Annotated in this window: 20 protein-coding genes; 1 reads left to right on the top strand and 19 read right to left on the bottom strand. The window is 36.6% G+C overall.

Features of this window, described 5'->3' with window-relative positions; all coding sequences use genetic code 11:
* Positions 1 to 88 precede the first annotated feature (88 nt).
* Together FS486_RS02435 and FS486_RS02440 are read right to left on the bottom strand one after the other, a co-directional pair.
* Positions 89 to 856: a dimethylarginine dimethylaminohydrolase family protein gene (locus FS486_RS02435; RefSeq protein ID WP_144509659.1), complete on the bottom strand. Its 768-nt coding sequence runs from the start codon at positions 854 to 856 to the stop codon at positions 89 to 91.
* 14 nt (positions 857 to 870) lie between these two features.
* Entirely contained in the window at positions 871 to 1,743 is an 873-nt protein-coding gene (locus FS486_RS02440) for a dimethylarginine dimethylaminohydrolase family protein (protein ID WP_144509660.1), read from the bottom strand.
* A gap of 147 nt (positions 1,744 to 1,890) precedes the next feature.
* On the opposite strand from FS486_RS02440, the gene FS486_RS02445 reads away from it, so the two are divergent.
* The gene (locus FS486_RS02445) at positions 1,891 to 2,628 is read left to right on the top strand and encodes an IclR family transcriptional regulator (RefSeq protein WP_144509661.1); all 738 of its coding nucleotides are present in this window, start codon (positions 1,891 to 1,893) and stop codon (positions 2,626 to 2,628) included.
* 493 nt (positions 2,629 to 3,121) lie between these two features.
* On the opposite strand, the gene FS486_RS02450 is transcribed toward FS486_RS02445, so the two are convergent.
* From FS486_RS02450 to FS486_RS02530, 17 genes are all read right to left on the bottom strand, one after another.
* Positions 3,122 to 3,559, bottom strand: a complete 438-nt coding sequence (locus FS486_RS02450; RefSeq protein ID WP_144509662.1) for a HEAT repeat domain-containing protein — start codon at positions 3,557 to 3,559, stop codon at positions 3,122 to 3,124.
* 84 nt (positions 3,560 to 3,643) lie between these two features.
* A complete protein-coding gene (locus tag FS486_RS02455) occupies positions 3,644 to 4,399 on the bottom strand; it encodes a hypothetical protein (protein ID WP_144509663.1) in 756 nt (251 codons plus the stop codon).
* Positions 4,400 to 4,535: 136 nt separating this feature from the next.
* Positions 4,536 to 4,982 carry a DUF5085 family protein gene (locus tag FS486_RS02460; RefSeq protein ID WP_144509699.1) on the bottom strand — a complete coding sequence of 149 codons (447 nt, stop codon included), beginning with the start codon at positions 4,980 to 4,982 and terminating at the stop codon, positions 4,536 to 4,538.
* A complete protein-coding gene (locus tag FS486_RS02465) occupies positions 4,982 to 5,437 on the bottom strand; it encodes a DUF5085 family protein (protein WP_144509664.1) in 456 nt (151 codons plus the stop codon). Before FS486_RS02465 ends, FS486_RS02460 begins: the two co-directional genes overlap by 1 nt.
* Positions 5,438 to 5,464: 27 nt before the next feature.
* Positions 5,465 to 6,223 (bottom strand): ABC transporter ATPase, encoded by a 759-nt coding sequence (locus FS486_RS02470; protein WP_144509665.1) that lies wholly within the window; start codon positions 6,221 to 6,223, stop codon positions 5,465 to 5,467.
* A 25-nt stretch (positions 6,224 to 6,248) separates the two neighbouring features.
* On the bottom strand, positions 6,249 to 7,001 hold the full coding sequence (locus FS486_RS02475) for a hypothetical protein (RefSeq protein WP_260857995.1): 753 nt from the start codon (positions 6,999 to 7,001) through the stop codon (positions 6,249 to 6,251).
* Positions 7,002 to 7,021: 20 nt separating this feature from the next.
* The gene (locus tag FS486_RS02480; protein WP_144509667.1) at positions 7,022 to 8,593 is read right to left on the bottom strand and encodes a ribonuclease YeeF family protein; all 1,572 of its coding nucleotides are present in this window, start codon (positions 8,591 to 8,593) and stop codon (positions 7,022 to 7,024) included.
* Positions 8,590 to 8,892, bottom strand: coding sequence for a YwqI/YxiC family protein (locus FS486_RS02485; RefSeq protein ID WP_144509668.1), 303 nt, complete (start codon positions 8,890 to 8,892; stop codon positions 8,590 to 8,592). Before FS486_RS02485 ends, FS486_RS02480 begins: the two co-directional genes overlap by 4 nt.
* 17 nt (positions 8,893 to 8,909) lie before the next feature.
* Positions 8,910 to 9,263, bottom strand: a complete 354-nt coding sequence (locus FS486_RS02490; protein WP_144509669.1) for a YwqH-like family protein — start codon at positions 9,261 to 9,263, stop codon at positions 8,910 to 8,912.
* 2 nt (positions 9,264 to 9,265) lie between these two features.
* A complete protein-coding gene (gene essA / locus FS486_RS02495; RefSeq protein WP_144509670.1) occupies positions 9,266 to 9,775 on the bottom strand; it encodes a type VII secretion protein EssA in 510 nt (169 codons plus the stop codon).
* Entirely contained in the window at positions 9,765 to 12,608 is a 2,844-nt protein-coding gene (gene esaA / locus FS486_RS02500) for a type VII secretion protein EsaA (protein ID WP_186321300.1), read from the bottom strand. Before esaA ends, essA begins: the two co-directional genes overlap by 11 nt.
* On the bottom strand, positions 12,605 to 17,083 hold the full coding sequence (gene essC, locus FS486_RS02505; RefSeq protein ID WP_144509672.1) for a type VII secretion protein EssC: 4,479 nt from the start codon (positions 17,081 to 17,083) through the stop codon (positions 12,605 to 12,607). The genes esaA and essC overlap by 4 nt, the downstream gene beginning before the upstream one ends.
* 35 nt (positions 17,084 to 17,118) lie before the next feature.
* A complete protein-coding gene (gene essB, locus FS486_RS02510) occupies positions 17,119 to 18,297 on the bottom strand; it encodes a type VII secretion protein EssB (RefSeq protein ID WP_144509673.1) in 1,179 nt (392 codons plus the stop codon).
* A 13-nt stretch (positions 18,298 to 18,310) separates the two neighbouring features.
* Positions 18,311 to 18,550 carry an ESX secretion system protein YukD gene (gene yukD / locus FS486_RS02515; RefSeq protein WP_144509674.1) on the bottom strand — a complete coding sequence of 80 codons (240 nt, stop codon included), beginning with the start codon at positions 18,548 to 18,550 and terminating at the stop codon, positions 18,311 to 18,313.
* A 105-nt stretch (positions 18,551 to 18,655) separates the two neighbouring features.
* Positions 18,656 to 18,949: a WXG100 family type VII secretion target gene (locus tag FS486_RS02520; RefSeq protein ID WP_093265042.1), complete on the bottom strand. Its 294-nt coding sequence runs from the start codon at positions 18,947 to 18,949 to the stop codon at positions 18,656 to 18,658.
* Positions 18,950 to 19,619: 670 nt separating this feature from the next.
* Entirely contained in the window at positions 19,620 to 21,116 is a 1,497-nt protein-coding gene (locus tag FS486_RS02525) for a class I adenylate-forming enzyme family protein (protein WP_144509675.1), read from the bottom strand.
* 320 nt (positions 21,117 to 21,436) lie between these two features.
* Complete coding sequence (locus FS486_RS02530) at positions 21,437 to 23,194, bottom strand: mechanosensitive ion channel (protein WP_144509676.1); 1,758 nt, start codon at positions 23,192 to 23,194, stop codon at positions 21,437 to 21,439.
* Positions 23,195 to 23,720: the final 526 nt, after the last annotated feature.

The raw sequence follows: 23,720 nt of genomic DNA on the forward strand, positions 1-23,720 counted from the left end.
TTGAATCTATTTAACTGTACAAATACGTTTAGATTATGACGAAATTATTACGGGTGCCTGACACCCGTAATAATTTTTTCCCCTTTATTTAAAATCTCAATGATAAGCAGCTTAAACCGCCGTCTTGTTTGCGAACTTCTGACATATCCAACTCAATCGTTTCATAACCCGCTTCGTTGATTTTGCGTTTCGTTTCGCTATATCCTTCTGGAATGATTACATAATCATTTACACGAATACAGTTCGCTGAGTATTCATCCTCATTAGAAATAACAATTTTGTCATAAGACTCAAAAGCCGGATGATCCACGAATTCTCCTGCCACAACCATTTTGTTATTTCCTAAATAAGCGATTCCTGTTTTCAAATGGAAGAACTTTTGTAGCGGGATGATTGTTGCTTCAAATCCTTCACTTTCTAGAATTTCTTTTAACTGTCTTGCCCCTTCTTCATTCGTGCGCTCAGAAATGCCGATATAAAATTTATTATCCGCTTGTAGAATATCTCCACCATCTAAAGTGCCAGGTGATTTAATGTAATGAAACTTCTTATAAAAGTCTTTTAAAACGCTTTCAATTTCAACAATTTCGCCGTTTCGAGATTCTGCTCCAGGATTAGTCACTACAGCAAATTCTGATGTCAGTACCGCAGCATCTTCCACAAACGTTGAATCTGGAAATTCCTCACTAGCTGAAAGTAATGTTACGTCAACTCCACATTTTTTCAATGCTTCTACATAATCCGCATGCTGCACTAATAGTTTTTCATAATCCGGTTTTCCAAGATCCGAAGTTGTCAATCCTTCTACATAACTTTTACCAGGTGTCTTTGCAATTACTTTTTGAAATTTACTCATTTTATTTTTCCCCCTTAATTTCTTATGACTGGACTTGTTAGACATGTAGGACCACCAGTACCTAACACACTGATTTCGCGTCCTTTGTATTCATAAACTGTTGCTCCTGCATCCAGCAATTGTTGTTTTGTCGATTCATTTCCTTCGACTATCATACAAACACGCGGTGCAAGCGCTAGTACATTACATCCAAGATTATCGTATTCTACTTTTGGCACCTCTACTAATTGAATGCCACGCTCTAACAGTAACTGACGGAAAAACACGGGCATCAATGGTGAATGCACAACTGCCAGGTCTTTATCAACCATGCTAATGAAAGACATTAAATGTAAGCATTCCGCTTCTCCTTGATCGTGGGGAAGCTGCACAACTATGAACTCTTCCACATATGGCTTTGTTATTTCTTTTAATTGGCGAATTGCTTCGTCATTTGTACGATATCCGCGCCCTACTACAAGTGTTTTATCATCCAACCAGACGATATCCCCACCATCCGAAACCGCTTCACCAGTTAACTCTCCAATGATAGGTATCTCTTTTTCCTGTAAGAACTTTTTATAAACAGCAGCTTCTGGCTGCCTTAGTTTCTTACCTGATTTTAAAATAATGGCACCAGCTGGTGTAAACTTCACTGGGTCATGTGCATAAATAGAATCTAAACCTACTGTGTCAGATGCAGGAAGATAATCGATTTGTGGCACATGCTTCTCTAAAATATCGATGAATAGTTTATATTCACGCAATGCTTCTTGAAAATTAGGTTCCTTTAAGTAATTGAATGTTTTCCATTGATCCGATAAGTGCTCTTGACTAATAAAAGCCTCTTGCGGATGCTTCACAATTACTCTTTTTAAACTTTTATACATAGATGAGTTATAAGTCATGCCAGCCTCCCTTTTCCGCATATCGGAAAACGTTTCTGAATAACGGAAATATTATATTTAAAATATATGTGTTTCGTGCTATAATGTCAATATATTTCGAATACTAGAAACTATTATTTTTAGAATAATAAAAAAAGGATGTCTTACATGCAATCTATTACTCGCGCTATGTCAGTTGCTAAAGTTTTAGCCATGAATGCTAATGAAAAAGGAATAAGTATTTCCGAGCTTTCCAAACAATGTGAGCTCCCACTTAGCACGATGCACAGATTATTACAGGCCATGATTAAGCAAAGCATGGTGGAACAAGATGAACAGTCTAAACTGTACCGACTAGGGATGGTTTGGCTAGAATATGGGTTAAAAGTATACGATACGATAGATTATGTCAGTAAAATCAGACCCGAGCTGGAACGTTTATGTAGAGAAATTGAGGAAAGCGTCTATTTAAGTAAGCCTATTGGGACAGAAGCGATGATTGTCGAAAGGATTGATAGCGAAAATAATCCAATCCGGATATATGATCAACTAGGGGTGCGTATTCCTATGCATATTGGAGCTGCAAATAAATCCATGCTCGCAGCTATGCCTAGACCCCAATCTGAAAATATGTTGGCACAGCTACTGCCAGCAGAAAAAATTCCTGAGTTTCTACAGACACTCGATCAAATTACAAAACAAGGTTATGCAAGCAGCCACTCTGAACGTACGGAAGGAACTTCTTCAATTGCGGTCTCTATTAAAGACAGCCTTGGCCAAATCATTGGTGCTGTCAGTGTTGGTGTTGTAAGTTTTAACTTAACGGAAGAGCGTCTCGCTTTTCTTACTAATAAAGTGATCGAAACGGGTAATAATATTTCTTTAAGACTGAGATCTACTAACTAAAACCCATATCTATCGTTTTCGAAGTCCTTTGGGAAGACTGATGCTATATGAAAACCGTTTTTTTTAGAGCTGTTGATCATGACTGATGTCATGATCAACAGCTCTTTTCTCGGTAATCGTATGGCAGTTGTCTGCCCGTCGCCCTTCTCAAACTTTAGGTACTGGTTTAGTACTGCTTTTTGGAAGAAAAGAAGCGACACGTTCCAATCTTTTGAAGAAGCGACCGAAGATACAATTTCGGTCGCACCCCACCTTCTCTATTGGTAAACGCTTACTATTTGCTATAATCCCACCAAATGCAACAGATGATGTGATGGTTCATCGCTCACCCCGCGGAAAGCGTTCGCCTGGAACGAAAATCAACCGTAAAATAGAATCGTTTTTTCACCGCTTAAACACTAGGTTTATGGAACGAAAAATTTTATACTTTCTTATAAAAAAAAGAAAGCGACCGTCTATTTGACAGCCGCTCTCTCTATATATCGTATTATGGTTACTTCAAGTTAGTCCATTCGTTTTCAAGCCATGCTTTAAAGTCGTCGCCTTTTTCGCCTTCATAAGCATTATATACATCAATTCGCATTCTTTTTAACTTGGTAGCAAATTGTTCAAATGTATGATCAGCTGGTAGACTTTTCTTCACACGTACAAAGACTTTATTGGCTCCTTTAATCACTTCGAACTTTTTACGTACAGGAAGCTCTGCATCTTCCCCAAACTCAAGAAGAATACGGTATGCTGCTTCTTGAATTTTATATACTGGATCATTTGCTAATCTTGAGCGCATAATGTCGATTACTTGACTTGTATTGTATTTCCCTAATTCCTCTACTGCATCATAACGTGCTTTCCAATTGGACGTACGATTTGCAGCTTTTTTTAATTCCTCATAATTCTCGGGCAACTCATTATTCACTATCTTTTTACTCAACTATTCCAAACTCCTTTTTTGGCTAACTCTTCATTACCTTCACCATCTCTTCATTATATACTACGATGGGGAGTTCTCCTATTTTTATCGAATAATATTACGGGTGCTATGTTTCTTCTTCCTTTTTTTCTTTTTACTGTACCTTTCACTCAATGGCTTGCCAAACTCTGGATACATTTGCTTTACTAAATTTATATTTTTACAAATATAATAATAGCGATGTATAAAAATAGAACAAAAAGCAGTAAAGATAGACAATAAAGAAATACAGACAATCATTAGTATAAAAACAGCAGAATCTGTATAAATAAAAGATAAAATCAGTTGTCCCAATACATAACCTGCTCCTCCAACAACTGACCATGTAACGGAGATACTATTTTTTTGCTGTAATTTATAATACGTTCCCGTATAGAGTGCTTTCCAATTCAGCCAGTTCATCCCTATTAATAAAGCAATAAAAAATAGTACTCCAATTACTAATGGCCCACTACCTTTTGCACCCATATTTAGATATATCATTTTTTGTATCGCTAAAAAATATATATAAGTATTCACTACACCATAGATTCCAAAAAACAAATAATATGATTTCTCATTCTTATAAGGATCGATCAAATAAATGATCGCCCAAAGTTGAACAATCCCCACTGGTATAATAGCTGCTATAAAGTAAGATAACGAAAAAGGAACTGCTACAATCGGTAATAAACCAATCAAATATAAAAGTATTAGGAAGAAACAAATTATATTAGATCTATTTTCCTTAGGAGTTTGTAACCTTAAATAAGACTCTGCAATCTTATCTATATTTTTCTTTTTTATTAAAGTTCTCTCCAATCTCTTTCAAGCAAGATGATACATCATACTCTACGTTTTATTTCCGAACCTCCGTTAACTAAAATTCAAATAATATGACAAAAGTGTTACAGGTGCCAGGCGCCAGTAACACTTTTGTCATACACTCTTTTTCTAATCATAATACTCCTAGACTCATTTCAGCATAGGTGCGGTTGGATCTTGTTTTTTTAAACTGAACGAAGACTGGTGTTTTTTGTGTCATATTATGCGCTTCCATATAGCTAAATAGTTCCCAATATTTCACTTGGGATTGTACTTCATACTCTTCTGTTACCCTAGTCATCAATAAGTTATCAACACTAAAATAACTACTGAAGCTCACTTCTTCCTCTTTAAGTAGCGAGAAATGACTCTCTTTAACCGGTAGAAAAATTTGAGCAGTCATTATTTCAGCTGTCGGATCACTTATAATGGAAAAGAATAGTTGCCCTGTTGGATGATATCCATGTCCCGTTAATATTAAGTCGAAATCATTAAAAGCAATATCAATTTCCTCGGGCAAAAAGTTATACAATTTCGAGGCGACATTACGGTAAGCAATTTGATGGTTTTCTACAATCATCATTCATCCCCCTGCCCTTTGATAGGCACATATAGATCAATAATATAATCGCCATACACTTCCAGCAAAACGCAATAATACGTATCATCCAACTGTATAGCGTTAGCCCGCGCATAAGTCTTCACTTTCTCGTAAGCAGCGTAGAAATCCATTTCTTGATCCGCTTGGCGTAGTAATAATGCTCTGTCCAGCACTAACGTTTCCCGAAATGTAAAATCTTTTTCATCTGACAGGACAACTGGGCTACTAATAGGTAAGTAATATGTAAATCGTCCAGACTTTTCATCAGTCGGACTTTGTTCAAATGAAAAAGACAACGGACCATTTTTGTATACATCCTTATTTAGCGCAAAGTCTTCCAGCATATAAATACTTTCTTGCCAATCCGCTTTTTTCTGCTCCACTTCATACGTCAACACATTCTCAAAAACTAACGAACACATTTCAATTCCCATACTTTTTCACCCTTTCTAATTTTAAAACTATTTATTCAAATAACCACGCTCATTAAAATTAAAGCTTTTAAATCGGATTTTACAATACAAAATGACAAGTTGCTCTGGCAAAATAAAGAGCATTACAAAAAACAGCCCAATACCTATTACAATAAATATTATCTTATCAAGTTCATTAATAGCAGACGTTCTCACAATATATTGAATGATAAAAATTAATCCTAGACTTCCAATAATTGTAGTCGGCACATACGACGTAGTTTCAAAACGACTTCTTAATGCGTCTTTTTTAGTGCCTTTTCTATAATGTCCTTTTTTCAATAAAATAAAGAAACGTATAAAAGTCACAACAAATATTATCAAACCAATTCCAAGTATGATATACGTAAATTGAAGGAGAGATCCTGCATCAGCCACTTTTTCCTCCCCAGCGTAACCGATTATAAACAAAGCACAAATTAAAAAGGAAATTGAAAATAGGTTTTGTGACACTAAAATAGATAAAAAATACTGCGTTTTTTCACTTTTTGTATATACAATTGGCATTGAATAGATAAGTGATAATACACTAAGTATTACTGTACCTATAAAATGAATCAAAAGAATTTGATCCTTATATGGATAGACGGTATAACTACCTGCCATGAAATACTCTAATGCAAATAGTAAACCCTGCAAGAATATAGACAATATTAGTGCACCTGACAAAGCTCCCGGGCTTTGTCTTCCTGATTCGAATGGCCCTCTAAGTACTTCAAAATCTTCCTCTTTTAGTTTTCTTGTCATTTGAGCACTCCACTTCAATTTAACCCTACTTATTCAAATAACCACGGTCGTTAAAGTTAAAGCTTTTAAAACGGAACTTACAATATAGAATGACAAGCTGCTCTGGTAAAACAAAAAGCATGACAAAAAATAGAGCAATCCCAATCACAATAACAACAATAGCATTTAAATCGTCCATAGCAGTATTCCTAACCACATATTGGATGATAAAAACGATTCCAACACCACCTAGAATAGCTACTGGCATATACTTGGATGTTTCGAATCGATTTCTCAACTCTCCCTTTTTAGAGCCTTTTCTATAATGCCCTTTTTTTAAGAGAATATAGAAACGAATAAACGTTGCTATAAAAACCAAGAACCCTAAAGCCAATAAAATATAAGTAAAATTTAAAAGTGAACTAGGAGTAGCAGTCATCCCTTCTCCCTCTTTTCCTATAATAAATATTGCACAGATAAAAATAGAGAGGGAGAAGATGTTTTGTGATATTAATATAGAAACTAAATACTGCATTTTTTCACTATTTTTATATACAGCTGGGATAGCATAAATGAGAGATAACACCACGAGCATAGCTGTTAAACAAAAATGAACCTTTAATATTTCGTCCTTATATGGGAAAATGGTTGAATCTGCTGCAACAAAATACTCTAAAGCATAGAGCATTGGTTGAAATATTATTCCTAATATTAAAGCGAATGCCAAATTTCCAGGGCTTTGTCTTCCTGAATCGAGTGGTCCTCTAAGTACTTCAAAATCTTCTTCCTTCAATTTCAAGTCAGTAACACCTCTTTCTTTTAATGAAACCATCCTTTAATATGATCCATCACAGATTTATCCTCTTTCCCAAATTTCATATTTAGCAGTGAGTTTGCAGCTATCCCAAGACCTACTCCTACAGCGGTTCCTACTCCAGGAATAGGAATCGCTACAGTTCCTAAGGCTGTTAATCCGGCTTGCACTGCACCACCAACGGCTACATCAATTGCAGTATCAACTGTAGCTCTTCCAGCAGCTTCTCCATCGCTAAGTCCTGCATCCTTTGCAGTCGTATAGTTACCATAATAGCTTAAGCCTGCTCCAATCGGACCAAGGGCTTTTGTTGCACCTTTTAAAGGACCATTAGTGACCATTCCTTTAACGTCTACAATATCTGTAAAAGCTTTTCCGGTCCCCTTAAGCGTTGCACTACCGACAGTTTTAGCCTTTTGAACATTTGTTGCTTGATCGTTCCAATAGGCAAGAGAAGGATGTTTTTTTAATGCTTCATCCCCTGTCCCAGACCAACCGCTCTGTCCTGGTTTCTTTGTTCCATACTTCAGTGTGACTGTGTTGTTTGCTGCAATCTCATAATGCTTCGGTGACCATTTTTTATTTCCTTTTGGAACATTTTTCATCAACTCTTTAAATCCTTTAGCATCTAAATCTGCTCTTAAACTACTTACTGCTTTACCCGTAGCGTTAATACGATATCCGTATGTCCCGGTTTTTGGATCAAATACACGAGATGTACTTAGCCCACCATCATTTCCAGCAACATACATACCGAAAGCAGAAACGCCACCTGTAATTGCAGTGTTCGCTCTTTTAGCTAATCCAACAGCTTCCTTCAAAACCATGACACTTGGGTTTGCCGAAGAAACATCTCCTGGCTTTTCTTCTTTCCCCTCCGCGTCCACGTTGTCCGTATCTCCCACACGACTATCTAGCTCCGTTCTAAGCGGATGATTTTCGCTATACTCCTTCCAACGTTCCGCAGGGAAGTCAATATCCGTCAAACCGTCATTCATCATACCTTCGATTTCCAGTAACCACAGTTCCAGCGTAAGAAGATCTGACTCCACTTGTGTTAATGCAGTCGTTTGAGTCGAGTCAAATTCATTTAGATCCGTAACTGTATTATCTCGTTTTTTCTTAGCGTTCGTTACACCATCCTGCACACCGCTATCATCCAAATGGGGGAGTGCAACGATATCTGCGACTTGATCCATAATGGCATTTGTTTCATCTGTGAGATTACTCGTTACTTGAGAAATTTCCGTTAGGCCTTCTTCCACTTCGCCTTCTAAAAAGCTTTGGCGAATAAAACCATTTGGATCTGGCTCTAAAGCATCAAGTGCTGCATCCATTTGTGTAAGTGTTGTCTCAAAGTAATTTTTACAAGTCGTGAAAAATTGAAGGAAGGGCAAATGGCAATCATTATAAAATGCGCGGATTGCATTTCCACCTTCTCCTTTTAAGGAATCTTCCATGGAAACAAGGCCTTCTATCGCGGTTTCGATTGATTTCATTTCTCCTTCTATCCGATTAAGCATATTAATATTGCGTTGCAAGCCATCGTGAAAAGGACTGACATCTAATACTTTCATGGCGCCACCTGCTTCGGACCATCGATTGTACATTGCATAGCACTGGATATTTTCTCATCGGATTCCTTCATAAACTCAACGGAACTCGTAGTAGTTTGGATATTTGTATTTAATACGGTTTGGTATTTCGTCAATAGCTGTTCAAGTTTAGTCGAAAGCTCCGTCAATTTAGTGACCACATCTAATGTATTTCCAGTAATCGGCGGCTCCGCCTTCGGATTAAGCATCTCCGTAGCATTTGTCATTTCACCTAATTGAGTTTCTACGTCTGCATATACAATTTTCACTTCAGTTGACATAAATGTCTCCTCCCTCGTTAATTAGAAGCTTTAGCCCGTGCTTCTTCTGCCAGTAGATTTGCAATCGTTTGTTGTATGGATTCGATTTCTGCCATAAGTGATGTAATTTTACTGGAGATAGCACTAAAAACAGCAGCGAATTGGGCACCTACTATTTCTAAAAACGAAGTATGGATTCCTGCTTCTCGAATGTCATCGAAGCTCGTTGCAAGTGTTCCATGCCATGTCGTTGTCGTTAGTTCTGGTTCCATACATTTATGTTCATTTTCACTAAATTGACCTTGTTTTTCTGTAATCGATCCTTGGCATTCAATCAATCGTCTAAGTTCCTCTTGTTTTTTGTGTAAAAGTGCATAATAATATCCAAGCAAATCTATTTCCTCCCCTCATTGACCTTTTTCATAGAAGTATCCGATGTTTGAACCAATTTTGGTATAAAAACTATAAACAATACAACGAGTCCTACAGCGATGATAGCTAATAAAATCATCGTGCGGATTCTATTATTAGCTATTTCACCTTCGTCCAATGGACTAGTAGATAACTCCTTCTTCCCTTTTCCTTCATTCGAAAATAGTTTGAGTTCGGAAGATCTGACTGCTACCGTACTAATCTCTCCTCGCTTATCGGTTTGAAATAGAAAGGATGTGTCGTTTCTATTAGGAAGCTGCTTTCTCCCATCAAAATAAATAGTAAATTGTTTCTCGGGAATTGTGTTCTTCATCTCTGTTTTTTTCTCATCATGCAAATAATCGGTGTTTTTCTTGAACTTTAACTTTTCATATATAACCGGTTCCAAATCCTTTACTTGCTCTTCCGCGTGTACAAATTGGACCGCTGTCGACCAAACTATCAATAGCAATAGGATAGTTCTAATTTTCATATGCTTCCTCTACAGGAGTGGCTGGAGGATTTTTATATATAAAATAAGAAACGGTTAGCATGATAATGGAAACCACACCTGTAATAACGACACCCCAAAGGAAACTAGTTTCCGGTTCATATTTAATAGACATATACACGGACGATAAGATATCGGGAATAGTAATATCCGGTACGGCAAGTATTAGTAAAGGAATAATATACAAACACATTAGCGCAACACTTGCAATCCACCCTGCAGATTGTCCGAACTCAAGGGAAGTACGGATAATCGCTGCACCTGCAAGCAATAAAAGAATAGTGAAAATCGTCCATTCCACTGCACGCTGGTCGTTTAAAATATACATATTGATACTGTATAAACTAATAATCAGTCCAACTAGTAAGGACAGTATTGCGGTAAGTCCTATACGCATCCCGATCGGGCCTTCTTTCATTTGATACGTAAAATATCCTATTAAAAGACTACTAATCAGCAAAATAATAAAGAGAATAACAGGTGGAACTTTTTTCACCTCATCCGCAAGTTCCGCTTCCCCTTTGACATCCAACGGGTTCACAAAATGATTAAAAGCATAGCCATTCTCTTGACCATCTACATATGTATTGGCAAGAAATCCTTGGATGTCCCCGTCAAATTCAGACATCGCTTTCACATTTGTTTCCCATTTATTACTGAATTCATTGGAGGTATCTTTTATATTATCCGCTTTTCCGTATAGGTCACTTGCATAATTGACTAAACTGCTTTGTTTTTGTGATAAAGACTGGATCATCCCACTTAACGAAATAAGCTGGTTGCTTACATTCTGTTGACCTGCAGCAACTTGTCCTTCTGTAGTGGTTGCAACAGGTTCACTAGATCCAATCATCATCGATGGGTTTTGAATTTGTTGTAAGAGCATACTGGCTTGCTTATCTATTGAATTGAGATCTGTTAGTAAAGCAAGATGCTGCTGTTCAACCGTTTCTTTGTAACCAGACATAATTGCTGCAAAAGTAGTACTTAAATCTGACATGCCAAGTTCCGTTTCTGGAATACTATCAGTCACAGTAGTCCAACCTGCCAACTCTTCTTCATTTAAATCAACAACGTTTTTCAATAATGCCGTTAAAATTTCATCTTGCAATATTGCATCCTTATTAGCACTCTGACCGCCTTCATTTAAAGTAAATTCAAATTGCTCCAATGTTGCATAGTAAGACAATAGAGAACTAGTATCTGTACTTGTAGCACCTTTTGCAAATAACTCTTCTAATCTTGTACGCTGGTCATCTGACAATCGTTCATGCTTTAAAAGATCTTCCTCTTTTTGTTTAATTTCCACGCCTATTCTTGCAGTATCTACTGGATAAGAGCTTACTATTTGTTGAACAGATTCATATTCTCTGTAAACAGAATTGTAATTTTCTAAGAGGCTGCCATAATCAGCAGAAGCTTTTGCATAATCATTGGTTCCTTCTTGATTTGCACTTTTCCAAGCAGTTTCTTTCTCGGAGATAACCGTGTTTACTGCAGTTAACTCTCCTTCGAGCTGCTCCAATTCGCTAACAAAACCAGAACCTGGATCGGCTTCTGCGACTTTTGCTTTTATAGCGGAAAGTGCAGATAAAATATCAGTCACTTTAGCACGCTCTTCTTCTAGCCCTGGAAGTCCAGTTGTCTCTTTAACAGTAGCCTTCTGTTCCATTTCTTCTTTAATCTTAGTTAGCTGTTGCTGATCGGTGCCAATATTCGTTACACCCAATACTGCCGCTCCATTTTTCCCTGTGGCAATTCCTTTTTCCAAGTTATCTAAAATAGTGTTATTATATCGATCAATTGCCGTTCCTTGTACGATAAGTAAGTCAGATAATTGGCGGTCCACTTCATTTTTACGCAAATCAGATAATGCATTTAACTTTTCTTTGTTTGCATCTATTATGCTGTTCACCTTGTAAATCTCATCATTTAATTTTTCATTGCTATTTTCTAACTGCTGTACAGATTGATTGAATTGTTCGGCTTGTGCCACTGCAGCAGCTTGAATCTTAGCTAAACTACTATCTTGTACTTGTTGAAGAATTTGTTTTTGTGTATCTTGAAATTCTTTGTATTGTTGTACATACGTAATAAAACCGTTCATTTGCTGTCCGAATGATTCTGCATTGTCGATACGTGAGTCATGAGCGTTGTTAGCAGAACCAATCGTAGACAGAAGAGATTCCATCTGTTCTTTCTGTCTTTTCATTTCGGTAGCTAGCGTTTCAGATTCGGGTTTATAGTAAGCGGACATGGCACTTAAAAAATCTGTTTCTTTTCCTAATATATTTGTAAACTCTTTTTTGATATGGTTCATTTCCTGGGCAATATAGCTCCAGTAAAGAGTCGAGACTTTGTCGTTTACACGGTTCGTAGCTGTTTTAATTTCATTCAGCACTCGTTCTTTCCGTAATCCTGTTTTTTGCCGCTGTACTTGATAGGAAAATTCCGCTTTTTTGGGATTCTGTTGATCATACGACATGATATTTTCCGAAAAGTTGGATGGAATATAGACAATCGCATCGTACTGATTAGATTTTAATCCGTTTTCTGCTGCTCCTCTCCCCATCACTTTCCATTCATATGGAGAATCCGTTGCCAAAATCGATACAACCTCTACTCCCATATCGATATTTTCCTCTTCCTTTGTAAGTCCCAAATCCTCATTTACAATGGCGATCACCCGCTTATTGGATGTGTTCAGGTCTAATATGTTCACACCCATAAGCTGGAAAAACACGATAGGTACTGCCAATATGATTAATATCCCCGCTATCATTTTCCAATACTTTTTAGATTTATTTGTTTTCATTGCATGATCTTCCTCTCCATTTTGCATAACGGGATTTGTACTTTCGTCGCATTCCCATTCAAAATGTAATGTGCGAATCCAAGTGGCAACTCCACTTCTTTTCGCTCATACGCTACTGTATATAATGTCTGCTCTGCCTTTTTTGTATAAATAAGCGCCTGTCGAATAAGCTTTAATTCGTTTGTAAAAGCATCATATCCCTTTGTAATTTCCGCGTTATTACCAGAAACTATTACATTAAATCCTAAGTGAGAATAGTTTTTCACGAGCTTTGAAAGTCGATCTTGAATGCCGTTATCCGCTACTTGTAAAAAGCGTGTATACCCATCAATGACAAAATAGGAAAGCATCATTTCCACCGGAGCATTACCATTTTGTACCTTTTCTACATAGGCCTTCTCCGCTTCCACATAATATTGTTCTGCTTGTGAAATCCATTCGATCAAATGTTCTTTCGTTTCTAAATAATCGACCATAGAATGATCCGAAAACTCTGAGAGTCCACGATCAAAGGAATCAAAAATAGCGGTGAATCCTGCTTGTTGTCCTAAAAGGGACGAAAGCATCCATTTTAGCGTATTTGTTTTTCCGCGTTGCACAGGTCCAACTAGAAGACAATGACGATTTTTCTTAAAGTCAATGACAATAGGACGTACAGTTTCCTCATCTAATCCAATAGGAATTAGTCCATTCCCGAACTTTTGATCCAAATAGTACGCGAAGTTGATAGAATTTAACTCAAGCGGCAACATCGCAATCGGTTTTGGAAGTTCAACATGCTGACATTTTGCTTTTAATGACTGCACTTGCTTTTTAATAGATTCCAGTACTTCAAAATCATCTGTTCCGCTTGCTGGAAGAAATATTTGTGTGAAAAATACTTCTTCTTTTTTCAAAATAGCCCTTCCAGGGAATGGCTCTAAATTGAAAGGTACACGCCCAACAACAGAAAAAGCTTCCGTTGCATCCATCAAATAGTGCACAACCTTCGTTTTTAAGTTGTTCATAAGCGATTGTCTAACTGATTGCACCCTTGTTGCTGCTACAAATAAATAAATACCAAGTGATTGGCCATCCCTTCCGAATTGAATTAATTGAGATTCCAATTCTTCCATTTCTTCGCGGACAATATCATAGTTATCTACCACAATATAAATAAGTGGCAGCTTTTCGTCAGAAAGTTTATTGAACATATTAATATTGCTTACTTCCGTTTGTTGGAATGCCATTTTCCTATTAGAGATTTCTTCTCTTATTAGCTTCATTAGTTTTTCTCGTTTCAGCTCTTCATCAATTGTGAAATAATCAGCTGTATGAGGAAGCTGTTTCAATGGAAGCAGCGAGCCATTCCCATAATCCAATACATAATAATTTGCTTCGCTAGGTGTCATTTGTTCAGCTAATCCAAGAAGCGTCGTAAGCAATGTATAAGACTTTCCGTAACCGGAAGAACCGAATACACCTAGGTTTCCGTCTTTCTCCCAGTCATAATTCATCTGCGTTTGACTTTGCTTTTCTGGTTCATCAATCATTCCGAAAGCAACGCCTTTTAGCTCACTATTATCTGCTTGTTTCTCTAGTCGAATTGCGAGCGGCGGCAACCAAGGACTAGCTAATTTACGAATCGCCATGTCAGTTGTAGTTTGAGCAATTCTGGAAGTGACTGCTTCCATTTCGGTCATCCCGTTCGATTTCTTTTTCACATTTGTCGCGATCCCAGAAAGAGGATAAAGTCCAAGATCCGTAACGATTGCTACATCATCTTCTCCTTCTAATACTTCTTCCATATAAGGTGCTCCGCTCCATGCAGATTGGAATAACTCATACACCTCATTGTTCCCAACTTGTAAGTATCCACGCCCGGTTACAGTAATCGAGGCTGCATCGCTATTTTTTAATATTTCCTTACTATCTGATGCATCCTGCACTTTCAAAGCGACACGGAAGCGAGCATTACTCCAAATCTGGTCATCGATAATGCCTCCTGGTTTTTGCGTAGCCAAAATCAGGTGAACACCAAGGCTTCGTCCAATTCTCGCAGTACTTACAAGTTCTCGTATAAATTCTGGCTCTTCGCTTTTTAACTCAGCGAACTCATCTGAAATAAGGAATAAATGCGGCAATGGCTCCACTACTTTGACATCTTTATAAAGGGTTGAATAATCATCGATATGTGTCACCACATGCTGATCAAATAGCCGTTGCCTTCTCTTCAATTCACTATTGATAGAAGCGAGTGCCCTCATACTAAAATTTTTACTTCCCTCAATATTTGTGATTGTCCCTAAAAGATGGGGAATATGTTTGAATGGCTGAGCCATCCCCCCACCTTTATAGTCAATAAGTAAAAATGCCACTTCATGTGGGTGATAATGAACTGCAAGCGATAAAATATATGTCTGCAAAAACTCACTTTTACCTGATCCCGTAGTACCAGCTAATAATCCATGGGGTCCATGTGCTTTTTCATGTAAATTTAAATGAACTAATTCATTTTTTCCTTTAAACCCGATTGGTACAACTAATGATTTAGCCGATTCGTTCACTGTCCAGTTTTTTCTAATCGGTACATCCGCAGCATCTTTTACACCAAACATTTCAAGGAAACTGACTGAATCTGGTATTGAATTCTTTATACCGATTTGATGATTAAGCGTTTTTAACATGCGTGCATATCGTTCGTTTGTTTCTGGAATATAAGCATCTAATTGGAAAGGAATATCCACTGCTTTCCCCGCATCAATCAAAATATCTCCTTCCCTCTCATTTACATAGCGTACAAGCGTATGTACGTTTTCCGTCATACGTTCTTGCGCCGACTCTGCAAAAATAACCGAAATCCCCAGTTCCTCTGTATTTCTGCTTTCCAAATACTCTAAAATGACATGTTCCGCAAGCAATGAATAATCCGAAACGATAAAAATAAGATGGGGAGCAAACTTCACTTTCCCTTTCATTTCGTCCGCATCACGTTCACGAATGAGTTCATATATAGAAGACAATAGCTGATCGCGCGTTTCCTCGTTATGGATTAAGCCTCTTGCATGCATATGAGGAAGCTTAAAATGTGGCAACCATTTCATCCATTCGATGTCCTTATATTCTTGATGTTCAAAAATATAAATGAATCTAGTATCGTGGTAACTATGAGAGAAAGCTAACTGACCAATAATTTGATGCAATTCCCTTTTAATAATTGTCTCTTTTCCGATCAGGCCTAATATTCCATCAGAAAGTCGCGTTGTGATTGGTGCTGCTTTAATTTCTTTATATACCGTTTCCATACGTTGTGCTTGCTGCAATAAATCATCGACTTCTCGATTGGCTAAATCTCCGGAAGAAAGTTTTACTTCGTAGCTTGCCGGAATGGTACCAGTTCCAAGTCGAAACTCTAAAAAGTCATGACTCTCAAGCGTTCTTTCCCATATTCTTCTCGATAGTTCATTTGTCATTTGTTTCATTTCTTCAAATGGAGGGAAATGATACTCTAATACTTGTTTTTGCTTTTCTGAAAGCTCATGTAGTTCTTTGCGTAGATTTTCTAGATAAGCTGTATATACTCGGCGTCTTTTCTCCGCATTTAACTTACGCTTTTTTCTATCCTTGAAAAATTGGATAGTCGAGTTAACCATAACAGCTAAAAACATAGCAATAGAAATGATAATGAATACGCCGCGAGGGATGAAGTAAGCAACTAGCCCAAGTACAATGAGCATAACTAATGGAAGTGCAATAATCGACAAAAGCCCGCGACCATTGTCATCACTTTCTTGAGTAGGAAATGATAACGATACTTTGTCTTCTGGCAAATCGTAAATCATTCTAGGCGTCCTTCTATAATCAGGGTACATATGATATATTTCCGATTTAGGTACTTCGATTTCGGGTAGATATGTTTCGTATGAAACGGAGGTGATTACTTCCAGTCTATCTCGTTCGATTAATTTTACTTCCATGAAAGCCCACTGAATCACATCACCGATTTGAAGGATAGTGTTCGTTTCACATCGTTTGCCATTAACATACAAAGGACAACCAAAGTCTTTTTTAATAATCCATCCATCGATAATTTTATTTAGTGAAAAATGACCGTTCTCTATTTTTGTAAAATGAGTATTTTTCCGTTGAAATGTAGCATTTTCTAGCGTACTATCAAATGACACTTCATTTTCATAGTCTATAAAGTATGTCGTTTCTTTAATTGATGCTGTTAAAGCATATAAATGCAAAACCTTATCTGATTGCTCAATCCTTACATCTTGTTCGTTCGTTAACTCGCCAATATATTCATTCCCACTGTAGACCGAAAGTTTATTTTCTTCTTTTGTTACAGTTACATGTCCTTTTATAAATGGATAAGATTGTATCGTAACATCATGCTCAATCTCAGGTCCCACGGTTAAACAATCAAAGTCACTTTCTTCCAAACAAATCTGTTGATAATGCTCATCGTAAAAAAGCCATAGCTGCAACATACATACACCTTCTTTCCTAGCGCTCTTATTTTTCTTTACTCACCAGACTGCTCTTCTTGCTCCATCAGTTTCTCGTATTCTTCCACTTCTCTATCAACTTCATCTAGTTGAGTCTGCATTTCTTCACCCGACAAATGTTGGTCTGCTTTAATTTCTTCACGCCTTTTCAACAATCCATAAGTAATAAGTTCCCCGTCTTCCATCGATCTAGCTAGATCTACAGCTTTTTCAGCTTCTCCCCGATTTATATAAATCCAGTATTTAAAGTAGTCGGAATCCGTTTGCAAAGTAATATTAGACAACACATTCTTTTTCTGTTCTTCGTCTAATCGTTCATTTGTAACAGATGAGTAAGCAAGTTCATACAGCACTACATAAGGCATTGGTTTCACACTATATGGACTTAATTTTGTAACTACTTGGCTGTAATTTTGTCCCAAAAAATATTCATGGCTAAGTGTATATGCTTCGTTTTTTGGCTTTTCGTGTACAAAATAAATAATAGTAAATATAATGGCAGGAATAATCAGTACACCAAGTCCTATAGAAAGCCATTTAGTAATTTTCCACTTTTTGAGGGGGAGTTTTACATTTGCCTGTTCGATTACTTCCAATTGCTCCAATTGTTGTCCAATGTAATCTAGTAACGAATCACTATCCTTCATCGACATTATTTTGGCTCCGGTTTCTTTTAGCTCTAAGATTTCGGAGTACTTCAAATACTCTTCAAAAGTAAATGAAGCATCTATTGCTGCAGCAACCACAGCTTTTGTTTCCAGCCATACACGCTCATCATTCGTTTCAAAGGGCGGTAAACTTCCCATTACACCGTAATACAAAAAAATGGGCTCCATTCCTCTGTTATATACAATGTTTTCTGGGCAAACGATTAAATTCAGACGGGGATATGGATGAGTGTAAACCTTTTCTACTAATTGATAGGCAAACATCCATCGAGACTTGTTATCTTCCAAATGCATAGTACTGAAACGCTTATGAGATGTAGGAATTTCCGCTTGAATGATTAGTTCATTTTCAGTAATTTGAATATCTTTAGCGATTTTAGGATTTACTTCTTTTAAGAAAATGATTTCTTCTGTTCTTTTAAAACCTACACGCTCTTTTTGAAATACAAAGGTTGTTTTAAATGGTTCTTCATTTATTTCTGCACCTATCCGATTTTTTAAATATGTATGTGATTTAGTAGTGGCCATCTTCTTAACTCCTTCAAATGATTTCTAACCGGTCACCTGTCGTAATCCCACACTGAGCCAATGTTAAATGACCTGGAAATAATATGTCCTTATTCACCACACGTACCCAATGGCCTTCTCGTGGAACTTTAGAAATAGCATTTGCTTGCCAAGCAATGTCTATCATTTTTTTCATCGTATAATAATCGGATAATCTAAGATCCATCACGTCGCCTTCGTAATTGGTAATATCCACCGTAATTTCTATATACATTATTTCACCTCTTGTTTAATGCCCCAAAGTTGTTGATAAATAGAGGAAAAGCGCCTTCCTTGGGGGAATGACGCTCTACTATTTTTTTCTTCCGAGTTGGAAGCGTTATCCGCGGATTTGGCTTGCAATTTGTTGATCCGCATCTTGTAATGCTTGTCCAGCACGGCTTAATTGAATTCCTACTTCACTTAAAAGTTCACGCATTTCATTAAAGTGAGGTTTTAGTCTTTCATATTGCTCAGCAAAAGCTGCACTTGAAGAACCTTCCCACATAGATTGTAATTCACCAATCATTCCGTCTAGACGACCAATTTGGGAACCAACCTCCCCTGATTCATGGTTGTAACGAGAAGCCATCGCATCTAGTTCTGCTGGTGTTACGCGAATAATTCCTGACATTCCATACATCTCCCTTAACTTGAAATTTTGTGGTATTTATAAAATAACTGCTTAGATAGACCGTTAACGATCCCTTTAACGCAGATACTTCCATTTCTTTGCTTTAAGCAGAAAAAAGGACTCTATAATCCAATCATTCTTTCCCCCACTTAATAGAGATTCAAACCTAAAATATTCACAAAAATAAAAAAAGATTGAACTCAACAATTTGAAACAAAAAGGCTGGATAAATATTCAAAAATAAATACCTAACTTTTCCTTTAATATAATAAATAACACTACATTTTATAGACGTCAAAGTTACCTCAAAAAACCGAAAATTTACTTAGCACTATTAACTCAGAGACTTATGTCACTTCATTTTAATAAATCAAATAAGATAGTATTTTTTTTATATTGTTTTTTAAAATATTCATCTAAATGACAAAAATTCATAATCAAAAAATAAAAGCATGACTTTATAATCATTTTGATTTCTAAATAGTCAAAAAATACCTCGATTCAAAGATACTTAAACCTATGACTTTCTTCTATTAAAAAGTTGTATCTAATTGTGAAAGTAGCCAAAAGAAAAACACCCTAAGAATTATCACGCCTAATTCTCAGAGTGTCTTTATTTATATTCTGTCGACTATTTCCCGGGAAATCTGACAATTTTGTCGAGAGGGAGTTATTTTTGTCTAAGAGCTGTTTTCAAGACTTTTCCACTAGCATTTCTAGGTAGATTATCGATGAACACTACGTCTTCCGGTAACTTATATTTAGCAAGTTGCTTTGTACTAAATTCCATCACCTCTTCTTTTGTGAGAGATTTACCTTCTTTTAATACAACAAAAGCTTTTGGAACTTCCCCATACACTTCGTGGGGAACACCAACTACTGCTGCTTCTAACACTTCAGGGATTTGGTATAAAACTTCTTCTACTTCTACCGGATATACATTTTCCCCAGCACGTATAATCATATCTTTTTTACGATCGACGATATAAAGCAATCCGTCTTCATCGAATTTCCCTAAATCCCCAGTATATAACCAACCGTTTTGAATAGCTTTTCTTGTTGCTTCCTCATTTTTTAGATAGCCTTTCATTACTTGTGGGCCTTTTGTGATTATTTCTCCTACTTGACCAACAGGCACTGAATTTCCAAACTCATCTACTACTCTTACTTCCGTTTGCGGTAGCGGCTCTCCTACAGATCCAACTTTGTCGAGTGCATGATGATCTTTTAACGTAGTAGCTGCTGGAGAATTCTCTGTTTGTCCATATAAATTCTGAACTTTTACACCCGGATATAGCGCTTTAACTTTACGAACTAATTCGTACGGCATAGGAGCTGCCCCGTAAGTAAATAGTCGAAGGTTTGGTAATTGTAGATTTTCCATTTTAGGTGTGTTCAATAGAATACTGTACATCGCAGGCACTCCGAAAAATATAGTTACATTTTCTCGTTCCATCGTATTTAAAGCACGCTCCGGAGAAAATCCCTCTTCAATAATGATAGTTCCGCCAGCGTAAATAACCGGAATACTAAAAACATGGCTTGCAGCACAATGAAATAAAGGAGCGACAATTTGCATACGATCCTTTGAGTTGAGTCCCATCGCTTCTCCCCATATTTGTGCAGTTGCTTTCACATTATCGGCCGTTAACATGACACCCTTTGGTTTACCAGTTGTACCAGAAGTATAAAAAACAACACTCGTTTGTTCTTCTCTTTTAGACGTTTCAGCAAACGTAATCGAATCATCTTTTATAATATCTGTTAAGACACAGTTCTCACCAATTTCTAAAGTATCTTGAAACTTCCTAAAAGTTTTTGGTATTGCTTCCAAGGTTGATTTTAAATCAGCATCATAGATTAATGCTTTTGCCTCTGAGTGTGTGAATATGTAATTTACTTCAGGTGCAGCGAGTTTTGTGTTCACTGGCATAACACTAAATCCGCCGAGTTGACAAGCATAATAACAAACCAAGAAATAATCGGAGTTATTCAAATACAACGCAATAATATCTTCTTGCAAATATCCCTTCGCTTGAAAAAAACCAGCTAATCTTTTTGCAGACTCATAAAATTCGGAATAAGTTGTATTCCTACCATTAAATTGTGTAATCAGCTGATGTGGCTGTGCTTTAGCATGATATGCCAGTTTTTCAGTAATGAACATTTATCAGATCCCCTTTGATTAGAATGACGTAATTTACTTTACTATCTGCAACAAAGCACTTAAGTAATTTCTTGGTGCATTTTCAGAATTTTATGACTAATATAAATTATACTTTTCTCTTTAAAAATGTAAATAGCTTATTTCTACTTATTCATGACCCTATAAACATATGCACTAATTATGAAGAAAATATCTATCTCTCAAATTTATAAACAATAAAAGAAATACCCTATAAAGAGAAAACTTGTATCTATCATTTTCAATTTGCGTCTAACAATAAAATGCTCCAGCGCAATTTGCGCCGGAGCATATTTATTTTATTATTTATCGGTACGTTCATCATTTGGAGGTAGATCTTCGTATGGATGAAGGTCATTTGTAGATGGGATGTTATATCCCGTCTCAGGTGATTCATCCTCATGTGTTGGGTTAATCACATTTTTTTCAAATTGTTCCCTTTCATTCATCGGATTGATTTCATCCACATGAGCACTATTTCCATACAAACTTTGTTCCGTTTCTGTTGGGTTTCGGAAATTCTCCTTGAATGATTCTTTCATGGATTCCTTTTTCTCCTCATATTTTTCCTTCGATACATCTGCTTCTTCTATACTTTTTTCCATTTTACTTAAATAACGTGCTGCATGGTCTCGCCCACCAAGTCCAAATGCTAAGCCGAATGCCAATGCAACTCCCCCTAAAATTAGGATAAACGCGGCGTTTATTATGGAAGCAGCAATACCTAATTGGTCAAGCGCCATAAAGAATGCGAATGCTAAAATCGCATACTTCGCCACATAGCGCAAGAAATGTGGTGCACCTGAAGACTTAGTCATCACACTACCGACCAACTTTTCGACAATATTAGACAACCAAAATCCTATAGCTAGAATTACAATTGCGGCAAAAACCGCTGGCAAATAAGCAAAAATACTAGTTGCCAGTGTTACCATGAACTCCAGCTCCAATAGCTGAAGAGCCTCGACAACAAATAACAATATAATGACAACTTGTACTACCGTACCTAATATTGCTGCGATAGAGAGACCAGTACCAGTATCAGATTTGAATCCCATTTTTCCAAAAATCGAATTCACACCGAGTTTTTCAAGCAATGAAACGACTATATCTTTTACCCATTTCGAAGCGACTACTCCTATTAACACTAACACAATCGCCACGAAAATCTTTGGTAACATCCCCATAATATCATGTAACATTGCTATGGCAGGTGCAGAAATACCTTCTAAATCTACTATTTCTAAGGCAGTAATCGACACCGGGATCATAATTAAAATAAACGCAATGATTCCTACTACCTTTGATACACTCGATCCCTCTATAAAAGATGAAATCTTCAACTTATCTGCTAAACGATCAGCCCCAGCTGAATGTAAAAATTTCTCTATTAAATTGCGAACTAGTTTTGCAACGAACCATCCAATGACAAAAACAATAGCAGCCGATACCAATTTAGGGACAAAGGTAAAGAAACTAGCAAGCATTCCTTCAAATGGACCGCTTAAACCGTCGATTCCAAGCGCGTTTAATACCGCTGGAATAAACAATAAAAAGATTAAATAATATGCTACATTTGCAGCAGTATCCGTCCACTTCTCTTGATCCACTTGATTGGCATCAACGCCTGTTTTCCCCACATATTTATTCAAATTGAGCTTAGTACCCGCCATTTGAATTACTTTCTTCACTACTGTAGCTAAGATCCAAGCAAACAATAAAATGAAAGCTGCCTTCAAAATATTCAAGAAAGCACCAGTTAATCCTGAATACATCGAAACAAACGGAGTCGCCATTGTATTCAAGTTTAAAATATTAAAGAATAGCACAAATACTAATATTAAAACGATAGCAAATACCACTTTACTAATTACTTTTTCTACGGTCCATTTGGATTTTGTATTACCTAACCGTTCATTAACATGAAATTTACGCAGTAATTTATACGTCATATTCTCCAATAATTTCGCGATAAAAAACCCTATTAATAAAACAACTAAACCTATTAATACTTCTGGTAAAAAAGAGATTGTATCCCTCCAATAATACTGGTCGAACATTCCATCATCCTCCTTTTTAGTTAAGTTCCCTATAAAACTATGACAATACTCTGTTACCCCCGTCTACCTTCATTCAAACTAACGAAACATGCTACTTCTTCAAATCTAGATGTGTTTTAGAATTCAAAAAAATACCACCAAAAGTTTTGGCAGTATTTTAGTCTTTTATTTATTGGCTCTGTTAAAAGTAAAGGATGATTAATAGTTAATGGATATGGAGAATGGGTTTCCCAACATGCTCATACAAAGAAATAATATTGCTATATTGTACAATAAAAATATATTGTTCAGCTTGAATTAAAAAGGAATAATTGCCACAAAAATAGTAAATGTCCTTATTAAACTATAGGGTTCTTTGGTAAAAAACTATATCAACCTTTACCTTCAACTCAGCCATACTTTTCTGTCCAGCAAATGGCCTTTTACTTAGCATTTATGCAAAACAAAAAAGACAGAGGAAAAATAAACTGTACCCTATAAGATAGACACTTTAAAAAGGTCATCTTATAGGGTTTTTTTGTTTTAT

The organism is Bacillus sp. FJAT-22090 (genome assembly GCF_007676755.1).
Lineage (GTDB): Bacteria > Bacillota > Bacilli > Bacillales_A > Planococcaceae > Psychrobacillus.